Raw genomic sequence first — 20554 nt, 5'->3', positions numbered from 1 at the left:
GGACTTCCCATGGCCTTTACCGACCACCCGACCCTCTATCCCAGCAACTGGATCCGGGACCTGCACGCGCAGGTGCCGCGCAAGGTCGTGCGCGACCTGTGGAACCGGCTGCGCTACGGGCCGGGCGCGCCGCTCTCGGACGAGCTGATCCGGGTGGATGCGCGCGACGTCAACCACACCTACGCGGGCAAGCCGGCCCTGCGCCGCCAGCAGAGCGGGATGGTGCTGGGCGGCGATTGGGACCTGCCGCGCCGCTCGGTCGAGGAAGGCCGCAAGCTGCTGAGCTGCCGCCTGCATTTCGAGGGCGGCACACCCTGGCGCGACACGCCGCTGTTCCAGAAGCTGCTGACCGAGATCGCCGAGGGCAAGACCCCGGACGACTGCGCCACCGAGGAAGAGCTGGTGACCCGTTACCAGCGGCTCGACGCGGTCTTCGAGGAGACCCGGCGCCGCGGCAGGCTGCTCTCGCGCGCCGAACTGCCCGAGTATTTTCGCCGCGAGCACGGCGGCATCCTGCTGCACGTGGGGCGGGACGGAACGCTGCTGCGCGCCGGCGGCGGCGCGCACCGCTTCGCCATCGCGCGCATCCTCAACCTGCCGAAGATCCCCGCGCAGCTCGGCGTGGTGCATCCGCAGGCCTTCTACGGCGGTCTGCTGAACCGGCTGCGCGAGGCCTGAGGCCCCGCGCCGGGCGGCGCGCTCAGAGCCCCGCCCGCACCTTCTCGGCGAAATCCTCGCCGCGTTTCTCGAAACTGTCGTATTGGTCGAAGCTGGCCGCCGCGGGCGCGAGCAGCACCACGTCCCCCGGCTGCGCCTCTGCGCGCGCCTTGGCGACAGCCGTGGCCATGTCGGTGCAGATCTCGGCCTCGACCCCCGGCAGACCCAGCGCGAATGTCGCCGCCTCGCGGCCGATCACATAGGCCTTGGTGACATTGGGCAGCCCCGGGGCCAGCCCGGAAAGCCCGCCCTCCTTCATCAGCCCGCCGCAGATCCAGCGAATATTCTTGAAGGCCTGCAGCGCCTTCACCGCCGCGTCCACATTGGTCGCCTTGCTGTCGTTCACGAAGGTCACGCCGTCCGCCTCGGCGACGATCTGGCTGCGGTGCGGCAGCCCCTCGAAGCTGAGGAAAGCCGCCTCGATCTGCCGCGGCGCCACGCCGAGCGCCCGGCAGGCGGCATAGGCGGCGCAGGCGTTCTGGTGGTTGTGCGCCCCCGGCAGCCCCTTGATGCTGCGCAGGTCGATGGAGGCCACCTGCCGTCCCTTGCGCCACTCCGTGAGGAACCCCTTGCGCGCATAGACCAGCCAGCCCGGCCCGCCGAGCTTGGTCCCCGAAGAAACGCGGATCACCCGGTCGTCGGTCGCCGCTTCGGAGAGCTGGTTGGCGAGGTAGAGCCCCTCGTCCTCGTCCACGCCGATCACGCAGCGGTCCGGCCCACCCTCGGCAAACAGCCGGCGCTTGGCGGCGAAATAGCCACCCATGCCGCCGTGCCGGTCGAGATGGTCAGGCGAGAGATTGGTGAACACCGCCACGTCGGGGGTCAGCGCCCGCGCAAGGTCGGTCTGGTAGCTCGACAGCTCCAGCACGACGATGCCGCCGTCACCCGGCGGGTCGATGTCGAGCACGCCGCGGCCGATGTTGCCCGCCAATTGGCTGTCGCGACCGGTGCTGTGCAGGATGTGATGGATCAGCGCCGAGGTGGTGGACTTGCCGTTGGAGCCGGTCACCGCGACCACCCTCGGAGGGCTGTCGTACATGTCCCAGTCCGAGCCCGCGCTGGCCAGCGAGCGGAAGAACAGGCCGATGTCGTTGTCCACCGGCACGCCCGCCACCCAAGCGGCGGCGATCACCGGATTCGGCGCGGGATAGAGATGCGGGATGCCCGGCGAGACCACCAGCCAGTCGACCCCCTCGAAGCCGCCCGCCCTGGCCAGCTCGCGACACTCGAAGCCCTCGGCCTCGGCGGTCTCGCGGGCGCCGGCATTGTCATCCCAGACAAGTACCGAGGCCCCGCCCTCGCGCAGCGCGCGCGCCGCCGAAAGGCCCGAGCGGCCAAGTCCCAGCACCGCGACGGTGCGCTCTTCAAAGCCGGAAACCGGAATCATGGCAAAGCCCCCATGCCTGCAAATCGCCTCGCCCCACGGCTAGCGCATCGGCGCGGCGCGCACCAGAGGACGCGGTCGGCGGGCGTCTCCGCCCTTCCATATGTCTCAAATATCCCGGGGGTGCGGGGGCGGCGCCCCCGCTTCGCCCACCGCCTCAGCGCAGCTTCAGCGTGGCGAGCCCGATCAGCGCGAGGATCAGCGAGATGATCCAGAAGCGGATGACGATCTGCGGCTCGGCCCAGCCCTTCTTCTCGTAGTGGTGGTGGATCGGCGCCATCAGGAACACCCGCTTGCCGGTGCGCTTGAAGTAGAGCACCTGGATGATCACCGACAGCGCCTCGACCACAAAGAGACCGCCGACGATGGCCAGCACGATCTCGTGCTTGGTGGCCACGGCGATGGCGCCGAGCGCGCCGCCAAGCGCCAGCGAGCCGGTGTCCCCCATGAAGACCGCCGCAGGCGGCGCGTTGTACCACAGGAAGCCGAGCCCGCCGCCGATCAGCGCGGCGGTGAAGATCAGGATCTCGCCGGTGCCGGGCACATAGTGCACGTCGAGATATTCGGTGAAGTCGGTGCGGCCCACCGCGTAGGCGATGATCCCCAGCGTGCCGCCGGCGATCATCACCGGCATGATGGCGAGCCCGTCGAGCCCGTCGGTCAGGTTCACCGCATTGGCCGCGCCGACGATGACGATCATCGCGAAGGGCACGAAGAACCAACCGAGATCGAGCAGCGCGTTCTTGAACACCGGGAAGGCCAGCTCGCCGGTCAGCTCTGCCGGGTGCAGCCAGGCCGCCCAGGCCGCGGCAATCGCGGCGATGCCAAAGCCGATCAGCAGCCGGACCTTGCCCGAGACGCCGTCGGTGTTCTGCTTCTTGACCTTGGCGTAGTCGTCGGCAAAGCCGATCGCCGCGTAGCCCATGGTGACGAAGAGCACCATCCACACAAAGCCGTTGTCGAGCCGCGCCCAGAGCAGCGTCGCGGTCAGCAGTGCGCCGACGATGAGCAGCCCGCCCATGGTCGGGGTGCCGGCCTTGACGAAATGCCCCTCGGGACCGTCGCTGCGGATCGGCTGGCCCTTGCCTTGCCGCTTGCGCAGCACGTCGATCAGCGGGCGCCCGAAGAGGAAGCCGAAGATCAGCGCGGTCAGAAAGGCTCCACCCGCCCGGAAAGTGATGTAGCGGAAGAGGTTGAAGACATCGCCGCCGTCACTCAATCCAGTCAGCCAGTAGAGCATGAGCCCCGGTCCTTCTTGTCAGATAGTGGCGGGCGCATGACCCATTTTGTGGATCGCGTCAACCACGCGCGCCAGCGCCATGGACAGGGAGCCCTTCACCAGCACGACATCGCCGGCATCCAGATCATGTCGCACCCGCTCGGCCATTGCGGCACTGGTCTCGGCCCAATGCCCGCGCTTGTGCTCCGGAAGCGCCTGCCAGAGGTCACGCATCAGCGGGCCGACACAATGCACGATGTCGATCTTTTCCATCGCGGGAAGCTCCGCCAGCGCCGCATGCAGCGCGTGCTCCTGCGCGCCCAGCTCCTTCATGTCGCCGAGATATGCGATGCGCCGGCCGTGATCCACGCGCCCCATCCCGTCCTTCGGTTTCGCCCCTGCCAGCACCTCGAGCGAGGCCCCCAGCGAGGCCGGGTTGGCGTTATAGGCGTCGTCGATCAGCTCGAGCGATAGCTGCGTCTCCACCGGATCGAGGATGATCACCTCGCGCAGGCCGCGGCCCGCCCCGGCCTCCCATTGCCCAAGCGCGGTGATCGCCATGGCCCGGTCGAGATCGAGCGCATGCACGACCGCGAGCACACCCATGGCGTTGACGGCGAAGTGACGTCCCGGCACCGCGACCTTGTAGAGCACATGCGTGCGCCAGGCCCGTCCCTGAGCGACGGTGGCCGCATCGCAGATGGTGACCTGCTCGACCCGGTGGTGGTTGCCCGCCGCCTCGCCGAAGGTGATGACCTGATCGGCCCTGGCCTCGGCAAGCTCGACGAGCAGCGGCGAGACCTCGAGATCGCCGTTGACCACGGCGATGCCGCCCGGCTCCAGCCCCTCGAAGATCGCCGCCTTCTCGCGCGCGATGCCCTCGAGGCTCTCGAAGGCGGCAAGGTGCGCCGGCGCGACGATGGTGATCATCGCCACATGCGGCCGCGCCATCCGGCTCAGCGGCGCGATCTCGCCGGGGTGGTTCATGCCGATCTCGATGACGGCAAAGTCCACGTCGGCGGGCATCCGCGCCAGCGTCAGCGGCACGCCCCAATGGTTGTTGTAGCTTTTCTCGGCGGCATGGACCGTGCCCTGCGCCCCCAGAACGGTGCGCAGCATCTCTTTGGTAGAGGTTTTGCCCACCGAGCCCGTCACCGCCACCACCTGCGCGCGGGTGCGGGCGCGCGCAGCGCGTCCCAGCGCCTCGAGCCCCGGCAGCACGTCGTCGACCAGCAGGAGCGGCGCATCGTCGGGCAGCCCCTCGGGGATGCGGCTGACGAGAGCCGCCCCCGCCCCCTTCTCGAGCGCCTGCGCCACGAAGTCATGCGCGTCGCGCGCCGCGGTCAGGGCGACGAAAAGGTCGCCCTTCTCAATGGTCCGCGTGTCGATCGATACGCCGGTGACGGTCCAAGTTCCGATGGCGCGCCCGCCGGTGGCGCGCGCCGCGTCTTCAGATGTCCAGAGGGTCACAGGCCTCTCCCGTCCAGTGCTGCCACGGCGACGCTCGCCTGCTCGACGTCGTCGAAGGGATAGATCGTATCCCCCACGATCTGCCCGGTCTCGTGACCCTTGCCGAGGATCATCAGCGCGTCGCCGGGCTGCAGCATGTCGACGCCGCGCAGGATCGCCTCGGCGCGGTCGCCGACCTCAAGCGCGCCTGGCGCACCCTCGAGCACCTGCGCGCGGATCGACGCGGGGTCTTCCGAGCGGGGGTTGTCGTCCGAGACGATCACCATGTCGGCGTGTTCGGTGGCCGCCGCGCCCATCAGCGGGCGCTTGCCCGGGTCACGGTCGCCGCCGGCACCGACAATGGCAATGAGCCGGCCCATGACGTGCGGGCGCAGCGCCTGAAGTGCGGTCGAGACCGCGTCCGGCGTATGCGCGAAATCCACGTAGACCGCCGCACCGTTGTCGCGGGTCGCGGCCAGCTGCATGCGCCCGCGCACTGTCTCGAGACGCTCCAGCGCCGGGAAGACCTGTTCAGGCTCGGCGCCGCAGGCCAGCGCAAGACCCGCGGCCAGCGCCGCGTTCTGGCCCTGGAAGCCTCCGATGAGTCCCAGCCGCAGCTGCTGCACCGCGCCGCGCCAATCGAGCCGCAGGTCCTGACCCGTGGCGTGGAAGCGCTGGCCGAGGATGCGCAGATCGCAGCCGGTGGCCTCGCCGACCGAGATCACCTCCTGCCCACGGGCGCGGGCAATGGCCATCATGTCGACGCCGCGTGCGTCGTCGATGTTGATCACCGCCACGCCTTCGTCCGGCAGGACGCGTGCGAAGAGACCGGCCTTGGCCGCGAAATACTCTTCGAAATCCGCGTGGTAATCGAGGTGGTCCTGGGTGAAATTGGTAAAGCCAGCGGCCTTCAGCTGCACCCCGTCGAGGCGGCGCTGGTCAAGTCCGTGGCTCGACGCCTCCATGGCGCAATGATCGACGCCCGCCTCGGCGGCACCGGCCAGCGCCCGATGCAGAGTGATCGGCTCGGGCGTGGTGTGCTTCAGCGGGGCCTGCCAGTCGCCCTCGACCCCGGTGGTGCCGAGGTTGATGGCGCGAAAGCCCATGTCCTGCCAGATATGACGCAGGAACGTCGCGACCGAGGTCTTGCCGTTGGTGCCGGTGACGGCGACGGTCACCTCGGGCTGCCCGCCGAACCACAGCGCGGCAGCATAGGCCAGCGCCTGGCGCGGATCGGCGGCGATCACCAGCGCGGCCTCGGAGCCGGCCAGCGCCTCGGCGGCAAGCGCCGCACCCTCGGCGTCGGTGAGAACGGCCGCGGCCCCCTGTTCGAGCGCCGTGGGGATGAAGCTCGCCCCATGCACCTTGGTGCCCGGAAGCGCGGCAAAGAGGTGGCCCTGCGTCACCTCGCGGCTGTCGACCGACAGTCCCGTCACCCGTGCCTCGCGACCGCCGCGCGCGGTCAGTCCAAGCTCGCTGAGGCTCTTGCCCTCTCCAATGACGGCGCCCATGACGGCCCTTTCATCTTTGTATTTCGGATCTGCACGGCCCCGAAAAACGGGCCGGAGGCCAGCGCCGGATCAGTTGCGAACCAGCGTGACCTCCTCCTCTTCTGGCACATCGTAGTCCGGACGCAAGCCCAGAAGCGGCGCGATCCGGCCGATCATCTCGGCCCCCACCGGCACAGAGGTCCAGCCGGCGGTGCGGCGCGGACGGCTGCCCGAGGTCTCGACCGGCTCGTCGAGCGTGACGATCAGCACGTAGCGCGGCGCCTCGGCCGGGAACATCGTGGCGAAGGTTGTGATCGTCTTGTCCTTGTAGTAGCCGCCGCCGTTTTCCTTGGGCTTGTCCGCGGTGCCGGTCTTGCCGCCCACGTGGTAGCCCGGCACGTCGCCGAAGCTGGCAGTGCCCTCGGTCACCACCGCGCGCAGCATGTGGCGCGCGCTGGCCGCATTTCGTTCCGACAGCACGCGCGGGCCGTAGTGCGGGCCATCCTGCTTGATCAGCGTCGGCTGGATCTTGTGACCGCCATTGGCGATGGCCGCATAGCCCGCCGCCAGGTGCAGCGGCGACGCCGAGAGGCCGTGGCCATAGGAGATGGTCACAGTGCTCAGGTCTGTCCAGCGCTTCGGCAGCAGCGGCCTGCCGGATTGCGCCTCGGAAATTTCCACACCGGTCGGCTCGAAGAAACCGAGCGACTTCAGGAACTGCTGCTGACGTTCCGGCCCGATGGCCAGAGCGATCTTGCCGGTGCCGCGGTTCGAGCTGTGGATGATGATCCCCTCGACCGTCTGCTTGCCGTAGTTGTGTCCCTCGAATTCGCCGATGCGGAAGCCCGAGACCTTGAAGGGCGGCGAGGTGTCGATCACCGTGTCGGGCTTCACCAGCCCCAGCTCCAGCGCCTGCGCGGCGGCGAAGATCTTGAAGGTCGAGCCCAGTTCGTAGACCCCCTGCACCGCGTGATTGAACAGCGGGCTGTCCGAGGGTCTGCCAGAGACCGGCGGGTTCGGGCGGTCGTTCGGATCGAAGTCAGGCAGCGAAACCATGGAGAGGATCTCGCCGGTATGCACGTCGAGCAGCACCGAGGCCGCGCCCTTGGCGTTCATCAACTTCATGCCCGAGGAAAGCACGCGCTCGCTGGCAGCCTGCACCGACAGGTCAATCGACAACTCCAGCGGTGCGCCGCCGCGGGCCGGATCGCGCAGCTCCTCGTCGAAGTAGCGTTCGATCCCCGCGGTGCCGATCACCTCGGCAGAGGCGACACCCTCGCGACCGAAGCTGGCGCCGCCAAGGATGTGCGAGGCCAGCTTGCCGTTCGGATAGAGCCGCATCTCGCGCGGGCCGAACAGAAGCCCCGGCTCGCCGATGTCATGCACGGCCTGCATCTGCTCGGGGCTGATCTTCTTCTTGACCCACATGAACTTGCGCTTGGGGTTGGTGAAATCCTTCACCAGCCGCTCGTGGTCGAGATCGGGGAAGATCTTCATCAGCTCGTCCGCCGCGCGCACCGGTTCGATCATCTGGTGCGGGTGGGCGTAGAGCGAATGGGTCTCCATGTTGGTGGCGAGCACCCGGCCATGGCGGTCGACGATGTCGGCGCGCGAGGCGATGATCGATGCGCCCGAGGCTGCGGCCCGGGGCTCCTCGGCCTGGGATTGCGCCAACATGCCCATGCGCAGGCCGATCACCACGAAGGCGCAGAAGAACACCAGACCGAGCACCAGCAGCCGGCCCTCGGCCCGCACCCGTGCCTTGTCGCGCATCTGCTCGTGACGGATGCGGAGGTTCTCGCGTTCGATCGCATCCGGGTTCTCGCCGCGGCGCCGAGCGTCCAGGACACGCGCCAGCGGGCGAAGCGGGATGCGGCCGTTCATTGCAGCCCCCCCGCCCCGGCGCTGGTGACATCCACCACGCCGCTGAACACCAGCGCGCGATTGTCGGGGAAGTTCACCTGGTCGATGCCGCCGAACTGCTCGGGACGCATGGGCAGCAGACCCAGCCGCTCGAAGTTCAGCTCGGCGAGGTCACGCAGCCGGTCGGGACGGTTGAGATAGGCCCATTCGGCGCGCAGGATTGCCAGCCGGGCGCGGGCATCGCCGATGTCGCGCTGCAGCTCGCGCACGTGGTCGAGCGAGGCCTGGGTCTTGTAGTTCTCGTGGTACGCCCAGAAGGCCAGCCCGATCACCGCCATGAAAGTGGTCACGTAGAGAAGCGTTCGCATCAGCTCTTTCCTCTCAGCTGGGGCATGGAGAGCACCCCCGACTCGATATCTCCGGCCTCTGCCGCGGTGCGGCGGCCGACGCGCAGACGGGCCGAGCGCGACCGCGGGTTCTGCGCCAGTTCCTCATCGTCCGGCCCCACCGCCTTGCGGGTCACCAGCTCGAAGCGCGGCTGTTCCGCCTCGACCTGCGGCTCGTACCGGCTGACCGTGTTGAGCCGGCCGGCCCGCGCCTGCAGGAAGCGTTTGACCATGCGGTCCTCGACCGAATGGAAGGTGACGACCGCCAGCAGCCCACCCGGCTTCAGCGCCCGCTCGGCGGCCATGAGGCCACGCCAGAGTGCGCCGTACTCGTCATTGACCGCGATGCGCAGCGCCTGGAAGGATCGGGTCGCAGGGTGTGACTGTCCGGGCTTGGGCCGCGGCAGGCAGGCCTCGACGATCGACGACAGACGTGCCGTGGTCTCGATCGGCTCGACCGCGCGCTCGCGCACGATGGCCTTGGCGATGCGGCGCGAGGCGCGCTCTTCGCCGAAGGTGTAGAGGACATCCGCCAGCGTGGTCTCGTCGAGACGCTTCACCAGGTCCGCGGCGGTTTCGCCCGACTGTTCCATGCGCATGTCGAGCGGCCCGTCCTTCTGGAAGGAAAAGCCGCGCTCGGCCCGGTCCAACTGCATCGACGAGACGCCGAGGTCCAGCACCACGCCGTCCACGCCCTCCGCATGGGCATCCATGTTGGCAAAATTGTCTTCGACCAGTTCCAGCCGGCCTTCGTACTGGCCGATCCACTCCGCGGCCATCTGGTGCGCCAGCGGATCGCGGTCGATGCCGATCACCTTGTCGGCACCCGCTTCGAGCAGGCCGCGTGAATAGCCCCCTGCCCCGAAGGTGCCGTCGATCCAGGTGCCGTGCACCGGCGCCACGGCCTGCAGCAGCGGTCGCAGCAGGACGGGAACGTGCGGAGCGGCGTTGGGGTCTCTGGGCGCCGCCATGGCTCAGGCCTCCTCGGTTTCGTCGTCTTCGTCGAGCAGCTGCAGCGGATCGAAATCCTCCGGCATCTCGTCGAGGAACTCTTCGGTTCCGCCCAGCTCGATTTCCTCGAAGGTCTCCGGCTTCCAGATCTGGAAGGTGTCGACGTTGGAGGCGAAATAGGCCCAGTCGTCGAGACCGATCTTATCACGCAGCTTGGCCGGAAGCACGATGCGTCCGGTTTCATCAACGCTGGTGGTGACGGATTGGGTCGAGAAGAGACGCTCCAGAAGGCGGCGCTTCTGCGAGCCGCGCTTCATCGCCGAGATGCGGTCCTCGACGGCCTCCATCTCCTCGATCGTATAGCATTCAAGGTATTTGCGGCGGTGATCGCCGTAGACGATCACGAAGTTCGGGTTATCGCCAGCGGACCAATCTGGATCACCGGCTTCGAGCACACGGCGGAAAGAGGCCGGGATCGACACCCGCCCCTTGCTGTCCACCTTGTTGCGGCTCTCGCCTCTGAACCTAAGCCTGCGGCCCACTGTCCCTACTCTCAAACCCCGTTAAACGAAATACGGCGGGTTGATCTGCTGCCACCGATCAACCCGCCGCCTTTACCCGCTTTGCGGGCTAGTCCAGCTGCGCGTGCCACCTGGGGGGATGTCTGCTCGCTCACGCGCTGGATTCTTCATTTCAACGAAGGGCGGGTGCCTGTATGAACCTGCTCGTTTTATTTTCTGGGATGTTCTGCTGGGGTCGTTTGGTGCCCCGTATCCCGTCCCTTCGTCGTGATTAACGGTATGTCATGGGAATTCATGGGAAGCAATAGAAATTTACGGGAGAATCCCCCTGCATGTTGTTCCGCGACCCCCTGCAGAACAACATATTGAGCCAGTTTTGGCCCTATTTCACGAAGATGTGGGTGGCGGGAACCTGCGCATCACAAGATGTGGTAACGCTGCCGTGACATAAAAAACTTCCACGAAATCCCAAAAAAAAATCGACGACGGGTGGAATCGCGGTTTCGTGAGCATGTCTCATGGCCGACACCCCGCATCAACCCTTGAATCGGGTGAGGTTTACTTGCCGTCGCGACCTGCACCCGCAAGGCCACAGCAGAAGCGCCCAGTCTCATCCCACGAATTCCCATGACGCCCATGACTTCCCATCCCATGGTTTCCCAACCGGTCGCACTTGCATCGCACCGCGCCGAAGGTGCCGCCCCCGCAGGCGCTGACGCGAACGTGTTGGCCCGGCACGGGTCCGGGTCTGGCCCCCGCACGTGCGGCGTGATTTCAGGGCGGCATGGATCGTATTTCGCTCTTTACCCTCGCGCTCGTGCTGGGCGTCGCGGCAATGGTCACCTACTTCACCGTGGGGCCGCGCTTCGTGACCGCGGACAATCTGCTCGACGACAAGCTTCAGCACGCGCTCGGCTTCGGCGCGATCATTGCGCCCGCCGCATTCTTCCGGCCCCGTTGGCTCTGGGTGCTCGCTCCTGCGGCAATCGCCTTTGGCGGGCTGATCGAGGTCGCGCAAGCCTACGTGGGGCGCGACGCAGAGCTGACCGACTGGGCTGCCGACATCATCGGCGTCATCGCCGCCTCGACCCTGGCCGTCGCCCTGCGCGCGCAGCTTGCACGGCGCGGACTGCTCCGCGGGCTCTGAGATCAGCGCGACCCGCATCGGCACGCGTTTCGATCACCGCCCCCATACCGCAGATGACATGCCGCGGGCGGGCGTATATGGACCTCGCCGGCCCGCGCGGCCGTGCCTCGATCCCCTATTGCTTTCATAACAGCACCTCCCGACGAGTTCCGAGGACGGCCCCTGCTCTGCGAGACAGGGTCCACGACGTCAGGCCGCCCCGCCGCCGCCCGAACTGCCCGCGCTTCCGGCATCCGCCCCGCGCGGCCCGGCCATGCGCCGCCCCCTCCTTGACCCTGCCCCGCGCATGTCTGATACCTGCGCGCAAAGGACGTATTCATGACCACTCCCCTGATCACCGACAGCCACTGCCATCTCGACTTCCCCGACTTCGACGATGAGCGCCCCGAGGTCATCGCGCGCGCGCTTGAGGCCGGGGTGCATCGCATGGTCACCATCTGCACGCGGATCGCGAACGAGCCCAAGGTGCGGGCCATCGCCGAGGCAAATGACCCGGTGTTCTACACCTTCGGCGTCCACCCGATGAGCGCCGCAGAAGAACCCGCAACCACGGTGGATGAGATGGTCGCCCTGTCGCAGCACCCGAAGTTCGTCGGCATCGGCGAGACCGGGCTCGACTATCACTACACCGCCGAAAGCGCCGAAGTGCAGAAGGTCTCGCTGGGCATCCACATCGAGGCGGCGCAGGAAACCGGCCTGCCGCTGATCATCCACGCCCGCGCCGCCGATGACGACATGGCCCGCATCCTGAGCGAAGCGTACAAGCGCAAGCCCTACGCTTGCGTCATGCATTGCTTCAGCTCCTCCGCCGAACTGGCGCGCGCCGCGCTCGACTGCGGGTTCTACCTGTCGATGTCCGGCATCGCCGCCTTCCCCAAGTCCAAGGACCTGCGCGAGATCTTCGCGAGCGCCCCGCTCGATCGCATCCTGGTGGAGACCGATAGCCCCTACCTCGCGCCCCCGCCCTACCGCGGCAAGCGCAACGAGCCGGGCTACACGGTGCACACCGCCAAGGTCGGGGCCGAGACCTTCGGGCTCAGCTTCGAGGAATTTGCCGCCGCCACCGAGGCCAACTTCGAGCGCCTCTTCGCCAAGGCCGCCGCATGGTCTCCCGCGAAGGAAAGCGCTGAATGAGCGGCGAGCTGCGTTTCACCATCCTCGGCTGCGGCTCCTCCGGCGGCGTGCCGCGGCTCGGCGGAAAATGGGGCGACTGCGACCCCGCGAACCCGAAGAACACCCGCCGCCGCTGTTCGATGCTGGTCGAGCGCGAGGGTCCGGAGGGCACCACCCGCGTGCTGATCGACACTTCGCCCGACATGCGCGCGCAGCTGCTAGACGCGGGCATCGGCCATCTCGACGCGGCGGTCTGGACCCACGGCCATGCAGACCACACCAACGGTCTCGACGACCTGCGCCAGATCGTCTTCAACCGCGGCTCGCGCCTGCCGGTCTGGGCCGACGGCGACACCCAGAACGACCTGATCTCGCGCTTCGGCTATGCCTTCGTGCAACCCGAGGGCAGCCCCTACCCGCCGATCTTCGACCTGCATTCCATCGCCGGCCCGTTCAGCATCGACGGCGCTGGCGGCGCGATCGAGCTGAGCCCCATCAAGGTCGATCACGGCAGCATCGACGCGCTCGGCTTCCGCATCGGCGGCCTCGTCTACATGCCCGACGTGGTGCGCATCCCCGAAGAGGCCTGGCCACACCTGCAGGAGCTCGACTGCTTCATCGTCGACGCGCTGCGCCGGACGCCGCATCCCACCCATGCGCATCTCGACCTGGCGCTGGAATGGATCGCCCGCGCGCAGCCGCGCCAGGCGGTGCTGACCAACATGCACATCGACCTCGACTACGAGACCCTGGCGGCGGAAACCGCCGAGCACATCCACCCGGCCTACGACGGGATGGTCCTGCGATATGCGCTCTGAGGAGAAGCGCCGCGCAGCCCGTTCCGCCGAAGCCCGGCACCAAAGACCCTTCATCGTTCTGCAAGTATGCCCGCCGGAGGCCGCGCGCCCCCGGAGCGCCCTGTGAAAGCCCACCTCCATGCAAGCCCTCCTCGACGTCATCCTCCCGGTCTTCATCGTCATCGGCGCGGGCTACCTTGCCAGCTGGCGCAAGCTGCTGACCGACAATGCGATCGACGGGCTCATGGGCTTCACCCAGACCATCGCCGTGCCCTGCCTGCTGTTCCGCGCCATGTGGCAGCTCGACCTCGGCGAGTACTTCCGGTTCGACCTGCTGTTCTCCTTCTACGCCGGGGCGATCACCTGCTTCTTCGTTGCCCTGCTCGGCGCCCGCTTTCTCTTCAAACGTGACTGGGAGGACAGCGTCGTCATCGGCTTCTGCGGGCTTTTCTCCAACTCGCTGCTGATCGGCCTGCCGATCACCGAGCAGGCCTATGGCGAGGACGCGCTGAACGGCAACTACGCGATCATCGCGATGCACTCGCCGCTCTGCTACGCCATCGGCATCACCGCCATGGAGATCGCCCGCGCCCGCGGCACCGAGCTGCGCCGCCTGCCGCTGACCATCACCCGCTCGCTGTTCCGCACGCCGATGGTCATCGGCATTTCCATCGGCATCGTGTTCAACCTGCTGAACGTCGAGCTGCCCAGCCCGGTGGTCGACGCCCTGGGGCTGATCACCCGCACTGCCCTGCCCGCGGCGCTCTTCGCGCTCGGCGGCATCCTCTTCCGCTACCGCCCCGAGGGCGATCTGCGCACCATTCTTTTCGTCTGCGCGCTCTCGCTCGGGCTGCACCCGCTGATCACCTACACGCTCGGCACCGCCTTCGCCCTGCCCACCGACGCCTTCCGCTCGGCGGTGGTCACCGCCTCGGTGGCACCGGGCGTCAATGCCTATGTCTTCGCCAATCTCTACGGCCGCGCCAAGCGCGTCGCCGCCTCCTCGGTGCTGCTGGCCACCGGCATGTGCATCGTCACGACCTGGGCCTGGCTGCACCTGCTGCCCTGATCGGCGCGCACAGGTTGCGCCCTCCCGCGGCTTCTTCTCTTTGAAACTACGCCGAGGGTGAATTGGCCAACGGCCAAGAGGGGGCAGCGCCCCCTGCTTTGCCGTTATTTGCAGTCTTCTCCAGCGGCCAGTCGGGAAGTGCATACTTATCCCCCTGAGCCAGTGCTGCAAGGGTCTCAGCACACGAGATGTGCGGGCGGGATACCGTCGAGTTCCGGCGCGAGGAGCGCGGCGAAATCGGTTTCCAGCTTGACCGAGAGGCCATGTTCGGCCTGTGCATCGGGTACCAGAACGATGCGCTGGATGATCTGGTGCAGAAACTGGTTTGCCTGGCCGACGAGATCAGGGTCCCCGAGCAGCAGCTCCATCCGTTCGATCGCGCCCTCAAAGAGAGCGGCCGGCTCCGGCATCGCCGCGGCCGCGGTCTCTGCCTTCGCGCGGAGTCTCCGCAGCGCCTGCTCGAGGTCGGCGATCTCCGCTTCTACTTCCTCGGAGCGTGCCCTGTAGGGCGCGAAGGGAGCTCCGCCCTCGATGGCGTTGAGGATTGCCTTCCGGGCGCTTTCCGCCTTGCCGAGCCGCTGCTGCAACCTGCCAATCTCCCGGCGCGGGTCCGAATCCTCGATTTTGCGGCGCTCCGCTTCGAGTGCTTCCGAGAAGGCCTCGAGCATCTCCGGCGAACGGAAGGCGTCGCGGATGCGTCCGAAGACGCGCCTCTCGATGCGCTTCTGCGAGATGCTGACCCGGTTCTCGCAGGCATGCTTGCGCGCCTCGTTGCAGCGGAAGCTGGTGGCGCTGTCCTTGACGTAGTTGGCACCACAGCAGCCGCAGACCATCAGCCCCGACAGCAAGTATCTATTGCGGCGCGCGGCCTCGGGGTTCGCGCCGCCGGGCTTGCCGGACACGCGCTGCGCGGCGCGAGTGATCTGCGTTCGGCTCCGTTCCCAAAGCTCGTCGGAAATGATGCGCAGACCGGGGATCTCCTGTTCGCGCTTGTCGAGCGGGGTCACCTCGGTGCGCTTCACACCAGTCTTCGGATGGTAATGCCGCGTCGTGGCACAGGTCACTGCGCGCCCGAGATAGAGCGTGTTGTGCAGGATTCCGTTGCCCCGCGCAGCGTGGCCGCGGATGGTCGACGCATCCCAAGTGCCACCCTTCGGCGCGGGCACGCCCTCGGCGTTCAGCGTCCGGGCGATGGTCACGGCGGACAGCCCCTCGGCGGTGTCCTCGAAAATTCGGCGTAATACCACGGCCTCGTCCGGGTTGATGCGACGGTTCGGCTCGCCCGGTGCCGCATCTTCCACGATGTCGTAGCCATAGGCAGAGGAATGCGTCCGGTTGCGGGCCAGCGCGCCCTGCATGCCGCGCTTGGTGTGTACGCCGATCATCTCGGAGAACATCTGCGCGCCGTAGCCCTGGAGCAGGACCGTCACGAAGCTTTGCGGCCCTTCGGTGACGGAATAGAGCTGGATACCCTGGAACTTGAACAGGTCCCAGGCTTCGAGCGTGTGTGTGAGGTTACGGCTGAGCCGATCCACAGCCTCGATCACGATGGTGTCGAAGACCCCGGTTTCCGTATCCGCCAGAAGCTTCAGGAAGCCCGGGCGGTTTTTCTTCCGCCCGGTCATCGCGTGGTCAGTGTAGACCTCAACCACCTCGTAGCCTTCGCCTTCGCAGTGGTCACGCGCCATCCGGAGCTGATCCTCGATCGAGGTGTCTTCCTGCTTGTCGGTGCTGTAGCGCGCATAGATGGCGGCGCGCCGAACGCCTGTGGTGGAACGGATCACGGCTGTGCCTCCTTGCGCGGCGCGGGGTCCGTGTTGGCGGCGGCGCTGGAATGGGCGCGGAGTTCTGCCCGGGCCAAGAGCACTGCGAGCGCCTTCAACGCGATCTGCACGTTGGTCGTGCCGCCGGGGTTGTCGTTGGCCGCGGCGAGGCGGCTGGTATTGGTGGACAAGAGGGGTCTCCTTCCGAGGTTGCGGGATGAGCAACAGCGCTCAGGGAGAAAGGGGGATGATTGCGGTCCGCACGGAAACGCTGGCCCGGCTTTTCGGGGCAGGTTTCCGAGAGGACAGCTTACTCAACTGTAATTTCGAGAAGAAAAGCGGACGCGCCGGTCGGGCAGCAGCAGGAGTCGCCGGCGCGTCCTGACGCGGGTGTTCCTGGCCCGCGTGTTCCGAATTATGACGCCATGCGCATCGCTTCGATTGCGCGCTCGGCGTGCATCAGGTCATGCACGGCGAGAAGCGTCTCCTGCAGGTCGTACAGGAACATCAGCGCGCGACCGAGTTCATCGGCCTCCCGCGTGCGGCGCTGCGCCGTCCAGTACGCTGGTGTGACGTTGCACTCATCGGCATCGACACACTCGACTGTGGTCGTCCCCTCCTGCACCAGGCGCGCAACGCGATCGGTCAGCACATCGATTTCTGTGAGGGTCTCCGCGTCGAAAATGCGCCGGCGTTCGATGCGGTGGAGAAGCCGGTCTGGGCCAGTCCGTTCGAGAGGATTGAGATTGTGAAGTACGTCCTCCCGGATGGCGGTTGCGACATCGCGGGACTTTGCGAAGGCCGAAGCGGCCAGAGCCTCAATGTTGTCGTAGGTGATCGGCAGCAGGTCAGTCATGAGCATGTCCTTTCGTTTTTTTGCTGGCGGCATGAAGGGCGCGGTTCCGCTCGAGGAAATCGCGCTCTTCCTGTTGCCATCGACGCTGTTCCTCCCGGCGCTCCCGTCGCATCTCTCGGGCGATGTCAGCTTCGGCCTGGATGCGGCCGCGGACGGCGTTCATGCGCTCGCTGAGATCAGCATCCAGGAACCCGATGATCGGCGATGCCGCGCCTTCTGCAGGCTCGAAGCCGCTGTGATCGAGCCCGACCGTGATCCGCCGAATGCCGACGAACCGTGTCGGCCGGTCGAGCCCTGCCGTTTCCATGCCCGACTTGCTTGCAGCGATGATGTTGTAGCCTTGGTTCGCGCGCGTTTGAGCAGAGGTGCCATAGGCGATTGTTGCGGTGCGACGGCCGAGACGTTCATGCACATCCAGAACGAGGCAGGGGCGCAGCTTCGGCGTGGTTTCCTCGTCCCCATCACTTGGGGTCTCGGCCAGTGGAAAGCGGAAGAGCACGACGTCGCCGCGATGGAGCTCGGCTTGCCATATGGGGATGCCATCGAAGGCCCTGTACGGGTGAAACATGGATTGTCTCCTGAATGGTTAAGGTAAGACCCGCAGCACCTTGTCCCTTTTGAGAGGCTGATCTTGTTCCGGGCTGCGCGTCACAAAGACCGCGCAGCCCGGAACAAGGTCAGCCTCGGGCCCGCTTTCCCCGATCGGCTAATCTTCGCGCGCATGACACGCAGGAGGGGTTCGGGGCGTGCAGAACGCTGTCTCGAGCCGTCGGAGTCGCCGGAAGAGGCGCAGGGACGGACGGCGAGTGGTCCGTGCCCGGGAGAGTCCAGAGAGGGCGGCGCGCCTCTTTGGCCCAGCGGGAAGCTGCCAGGGGGTGCAGGGGGAGTGGCGAACGACGCCCCTGCGAGCAGGGGGTGTCCAGAGGGGGAGTGCGGAACGATGACCCTCGGTCCGGCTGAAGGCCCCTGGCGGGTGCGGGAGGGCGGAGCGTCTCCCGCGCGGCGCGTCAGCGTCGCCGGGGTCCGGGGCTGTAGCCCCCGGCGAACGACAGCTCGAACGCAGACGATTTATCGTCGGAGTGCGAGCTGATTAGTGAGTAATGTCCTCAACACCTCAGCTCGCGCAGCGGTGCGGAGGATGAACACCATCGCGATGAGCGTAGCGTCTCGGTACGGGAGCAGAAGGTCCAGAGATTTCAAAGGAGCAGGACACCACGCAACCAAGATGATATTCGGTTCCCGCCGGCACCCGACCCTCATGGGGTCCGCGGCTAGCGGCGACTGCAAGCCCTTTGAGTGCGCTGCTGCGCTCTGGCCGTACGGCAGCTCTGCGCAGGGAGCGGACCTTTAGCTACCCAGCTTGGTCAGGCCGCACGGGGCAGTTGGCTGCCGGTTGCGCTGCTGCCTTGGTCAGACAGGACAGCGCATGAAGCCGAGCAGCTCGCCTCAGACTGCGCCCCAATGAGCTACCGACCAAAGTGAATACGGTTGCTAGGTTCTCTTCCCCAATACGTGCACATAGATTCCACTGGATTAAAAGAATTGAAGATGATAAATTTCATTTTTCAGGAAGATTGTGCAAAGGTGACATAGCTTTCAGGATGTAAATTTGAGCCAATATCAATCAATTTCTGATTTCTTCGCAAATGAAATTCCATGGTCATTCGGGGTTTCAGCAGTTTTTTTCGCCACCTCAAGCTTTGCGCTCAATTTACTTTCAGAGGAACGAAAGGGTGAATTATCAGCATGGCTTATGGGTGCAGTTTCAGAGAAGGACTGGTCCATAAGATTTTCGAAATTATTTGACAAAGTCTTTGGGGCTAATCATCTAAGTTTAAGCTGCATATTTAAGTCATCCGTCGCTTCTTTGATCTCTGTTTTTGCGATTTGGTACATGATGAACTTTCTGGGAATAATCTCGGACCGCGCAAGGAAGGAAATATCTCTTACAGAAGCAATAGCGCTAGGTCTGGCGATAAACGTTTTGGCTGACTACATTTCGCTCCTCGAAACTCGATACATTATAGGGAAGCTGCGTCTTTTAAAAAAAATTCGTCATCACGTTCTGGCGCTCATGCTAGATGCGCTTCTAACGGCGGGAATTATAACTTCCTTCATTTTTGTCTTTAGAAGTTACCTAGTTGTCAACCCAGACGGTGGCTCCATTGGAGAACTTCTAGGGGCATTTTCGATATATTCTATTTTCTTCTACTCAACTTTCGTTACTAGCATTTGGACGTGGATGCATGTTCTGTCCATCTTCACGCTAAAAGCTTTTACATCCGGCGGATTGTCGTACTACCTTGATGTGAAGAAAAGACCCGCTGTCATGCTATCGCTTTCCCTGTCAATATGGGTGTTTGCGATCTGCCTTCTATTTGCGCTTTTTTCATCCCCTGGCAAAGACAAGATTTCTTTCTTGGACAGAGCGCTATGCTACCTTACTCCAAGTCAGGTTTGCGGTCACTTATCACGTCTGTCGGCAGAGGCGGCCTCTGACGATTTTCTCTTGAAATCATGCTCATTTGGTCATTCTCTCCCTTGTTTTGAGAGGGGGGTAGAATTGCTAAACGCAGATGAGGTCTTGGCTGTTTCTTTTCTGGAAAGGGCATGCACTAAGGGGGTGAACGATAGCTGCGAGTTACTTATTGAGGTATATCAAAATGGCTTGAAGTCGGTAGAAGAGAATTGGACTAAGGCATACACGCGCGCAAGATTATTATGCGAACGCGGCGTGACATATTACTGCCCTCGGCCGTCTTTGAAGGGAGGGATGGAATTGTTATTATCTCAACTAGACCCCATATACGACCCCAACCTCTCATCGGATCAAGTCGAAAGGGGGTCCAGAGATACAATTGAGATAATTCCCTTCACTGAGGATATGTTGAGCATGCCGTTTTCTTATATTGGGGACATAATTTTAGGGAATGCTTCCGACGAAGAAAATACTCGCAGTAAGGCCTCGCGTTTGTACAATAAATGTCGCGATGGAGATGCTGTTCAGTGCTTTCTGCTCGGCAACTTTTTTGATGAGCGGCTAGACATTGAAAGAAATTACGCTATAGCAGGAGAATTCTACAAATTGTCTTGTGTGCTTGGATTTGCGCCGAGCTGCGAATGGAATTAGTTTTTTAAACTTTAGTCACAGGTTTGTGGTGGATATCAGGTCACGTATTCTCCTTCATGGTTAACTTATTTAATAAGCTGCGGCTTGGGGATTCCTGTGTTTCTTAACATCCTCCACTTCTCTATATCGCGGAAAATCTTCGGCACAAGGCCCGGAACGCAGATATATCTGTAGACCTTGGGGAAGCGCTGCCGTTCCAGTGGCCAGCGACACTGAAGCCTATCTTTTATTGCAAATGGTGCATCGCGCATGTTGCGGGATGCCATCGGCTACTTATCGCACTTGATGCGTGTGGCAGCGCAGTGTTGGAAGTGGTGTCCAGCGCAACATAGTCGACCGGCAGCTTTGGGGCTGGCTCCGGGCCTTAGCCTTGTCCATGGCCAGGGTCCGGAGATCGGTTTCTCAGAGGTCCACAGCCTCGGAAATTGTCAGGGCATCTTCTAACTCCACACCCAGGTAGCGAACTGTACTGTCCATCTTGCAATGCCCGAGCAGTAACTGGACGGCGCGCAAGTTGCCGGTCTTGCGGTAGATTTGGGCCACCTTTGTCCTTCTCATCGAATGCGTGGCATAGGCAGACTGTTCTAGCCCGATGGAGCTCACCCAGCCCTTTACCAATCGGGCATACTGCCGCGTCGAAATGTGCAGACGATCATGAACGCGGCCGGGCCATAGATATTCTCTGCCCCTCATCGTCGG

19 protein-coding genes are annotated in these 20554 nt (G+C 64.7%); 6 read left to right on the top strand and 13 right to left on the bottom strand.

What is annotated here, in order from left to right; translation table 11 throughout:
- Positions 1 to 9 precede the first annotated feature (9 nt).
- Positions 10 to 678 (top strand): hypothetical protein, encoded by a 669-nt coding sequence (locus tag BM397_RS27220; protein WP_092430979.1) that lies wholly within the window; start codon positions 10 to 12, stop codon positions 676 to 678.
- Between the two features lie 22 nt (positions 679 to 700).
- Here the strand turns inward: BM397_RS27220 and murD are convergent, their stop codons facing one another.
- From murD to mraZ, 8 genes are all read right to left on the bottom strand, one after another.
- Complete coding sequence (gene murD, locus BM397_RS27215; RefSeq protein WP_092430977.1) at positions 701 to 2104, bottom strand: UDP-N-acetylmuramoyl-L-alanine--D-glutamate ligase; 1404 nt, start codon at positions 2102 to 2104, stop codon at positions 701 to 703.
- A gap of 154 nt (positions 2105 to 2258) precedes the next feature.
- Complete coding sequence (mraY, locus tag BM397_RS27210; protein ID WP_092430976.1) at positions 2259 to 3341, bottom strand: phospho-N-acetylmuramoyl-pentapeptide-transferase; 1083 nt, start codon at positions 3339 to 3341, stop codon at positions 2259 to 2261.
- An 18-nt stretch (positions 3342 to 3359) separates the two neighbouring features.
- Positions 3360 to 4790, bottom strand: a complete 1431-nt coding sequence (locus tag BM397_RS27205; RefSeq protein ID WP_092430975.1) for a UDP-N-acetylmuramoyl-tripeptide--D-alanyl-D-alanine ligase — start codon at positions 4788 to 4790, stop codon at positions 3360 to 3362.
- On the bottom strand, positions 4787 to 6280 hold the full coding sequence (locus BM397_RS27200) for a UDP-N-acetylmuramoyl-L-alanyl-D-glutamate--2,6-diaminopimelate ligase (RefSeq protein ID WP_092430973.1): 1494 nt from the start codon (positions 6278 to 6280) through the stop codon (positions 4787 to 4789). The genes BM397_RS27205 and BM397_RS27200 overlap by 4 nt, the downstream gene beginning before the upstream one ends.
- Positions 6281 to 6349: 69 nt before the next feature.
- Entirely contained in the window at positions 6350 to 8143 is a 1794-nt protein-coding gene (locus BM397_RS27195; protein ID WP_092430972.1) for a peptidoglycan D,D-transpeptidase FtsI family protein, read from the bottom strand.
- Complete coding sequence (gene ftsL, locus BM397_RS27190; protein WP_092430971.1) at positions 8140 to 8490, bottom strand: cell division protein FtsL; 351 nt, start codon at positions 8488 to 8490, stop codon at positions 8140 to 8142. The genes BM397_RS27195 and ftsL overlap by 4 nt, the downstream gene beginning before the upstream one ends.
- On the bottom strand, positions 8490 to 9479 hold the full coding sequence (gene rsmH / locus BM397_RS27185; RefSeq protein WP_092430969.1) for a 16S rRNA (cytosine(1402)-N(4))-methyltransferase RsmH: 990 nt from the start codon (positions 9477 to 9479) through the stop codon (positions 8490 to 8492). Before rsmH ends, ftsL begins: the two co-directional genes overlap by 1 nt.
- A gap of 3 nt (positions 9480 to 9482) precedes the next feature.
- Positions 9483 to 10001, bottom strand: a complete 519-nt coding sequence (gene mraZ / locus BM397_RS27180; RefSeq protein ID WP_092430967.1) for a division/cell wall cluster transcriptional repressor MraZ — start codon at positions 9999 to 10001, stop codon at positions 9483 to 9485.
- A 763-nt stretch (positions 10002 to 10764) separates the two neighbouring features.
- Between mraZ and BM397_RS27175 the strand changes: the two genes are divergently transcribed.
- The 4 genes from BM397_RS27175 (at position 10765) to BM397_RS27160 (ending at position 14106) form a co-directional block, all read left to right on the top strand.
- Positions 10765 to 11127 carry a VanZ family protein gene (locus BM397_RS27175; protein ID WP_092430965.1) on the top strand — a complete coding sequence of 121 codons (363 nt, stop codon included), beginning with the start codon at positions 10765 to 10767 and terminating at the stop codon, positions 11125 to 11127.
- Positions 11128 to 11445: 318 nt separating this feature from the next.
- Positions 11446 to 12261 carry a TatD family hydrolase gene (locus BM397_RS27170; RefSeq protein WP_092430964.1) on the top strand — a complete coding sequence of 272 codons (816 nt, stop codon included), beginning with the start codon at positions 11446 to 11448 and terminating at the stop codon, positions 12259 to 12261.
- Positions 12258 to 13058 (top strand): MBL fold metallo-hydrolase, encoded by an 801-nt coding sequence (locus BM397_RS27165; protein WP_092430962.1) that lies wholly within the window; start codon positions 12258 to 12260, stop codon positions 13056 to 13058. Before BM397_RS27170 ends, BM397_RS27165 begins: the two co-directional genes overlap by 4 nt.
- Before the next feature lie 118 nt (positions 13059 to 13176).
- Positions 13177 to 14106, top strand: coding sequence for an AEC family transporter (locus BM397_RS27160; protein ID WP_092430961.1), 930 nt, complete (start codon positions 13177 to 13179; stop codon positions 14104 to 14106).
- A 176-nt stretch (positions 14107 to 14282) separates the two neighbouring features.
- Here the strand turns inward: BM397_RS27160 and BM397_RS27155 are convergent, their stop codons facing one another.
- From BM397_RS27155 to BM397_RS27145, 4 genes are all read right to left on the bottom strand, one after another.
- The gene (locus BM397_RS27155; protein WP_143015455.1) at positions 14283 to 15890 is read right to left on the bottom strand and encodes a recombinase family protein; all 1608 of its coding nucleotides are present in this window, start codon (positions 15888 to 15890) and stop codon (positions 14283 to 14285) included.
- Positions 15887 to 16060 carry a hypothetical protein gene (locus tag BM397_RS29455; protein WP_176806958.1) on the bottom strand — a complete coding sequence of 58 codons (174 nt, stop codon included), beginning with the start codon at positions 16058 to 16060 and terminating at the stop codon, positions 15887 to 15889. Before BM397_RS29455 ends, BM397_RS27155 begins: the two co-directional genes overlap by 4 nt.
- Positions 16061 to 16284: 224 nt before the next feature.
- Positions 16285 to 16725, bottom strand: a complete 441-nt coding sequence (locus BM397_RS27150; protein ID WP_092430959.1) for a hypothetical protein — start codon at positions 16723 to 16725, stop codon at positions 16285 to 16287.
- The gene (locus BM397_RS27145; RefSeq protein ID WP_092430957.1) at positions 16718 to 17293 is read right to left on the bottom strand and encodes a hypothetical protein; all 576 of its coding nucleotides are present in this window, start codon (positions 17291 to 17293) and stop codon (positions 16718 to 16720) included. Before BM397_RS27145 ends, BM397_RS27150 begins: the two co-directional genes overlap by 8 nt.
- A 1041-nt stretch (positions 17294 to 18334) precedes the next feature.
- Here BM397_RS27145 and BM397_RS29150 point away from each other — a divergent pair.
- Positions 18335 to 19855 carry an SEL1-like repeat protein gene (locus BM397_RS29150; RefSeq protein WP_143015454.1) on the top strand — a complete coding sequence of 507 codons (1521 nt, stop codon included), beginning with the start codon at positions 18335 to 18337 and terminating at the stop codon, positions 19853 to 19855.
- A gap of 402 nt (positions 19856 to 20257) precedes the next feature.
- Here BM397_RS29150 and BM397_RS27140 read toward each other — a convergent pair.
- Positions 20258 to 20554 (bottom strand): tyrosine-type recombinase/integrase (locus tag BM397_RS27140; protein ID WP_177239603.1); only part of this gene is annotated, 297 nt, incomplete at its 5' end.

This window comes from Alloyangia pacifica, assembly GCF_900116195.1.
GTDB lineage: Bacteria > Pseudomonadota > Alphaproteobacteria > Rhodobacterales > Rhodobacteraceae > Salipiger > Salipiger pacificus.
The sequence above is the reverse complement of the archived record's forward strand: the minus strand, read 5'-3'. Positions and strand labels throughout refer to the sequence as shown.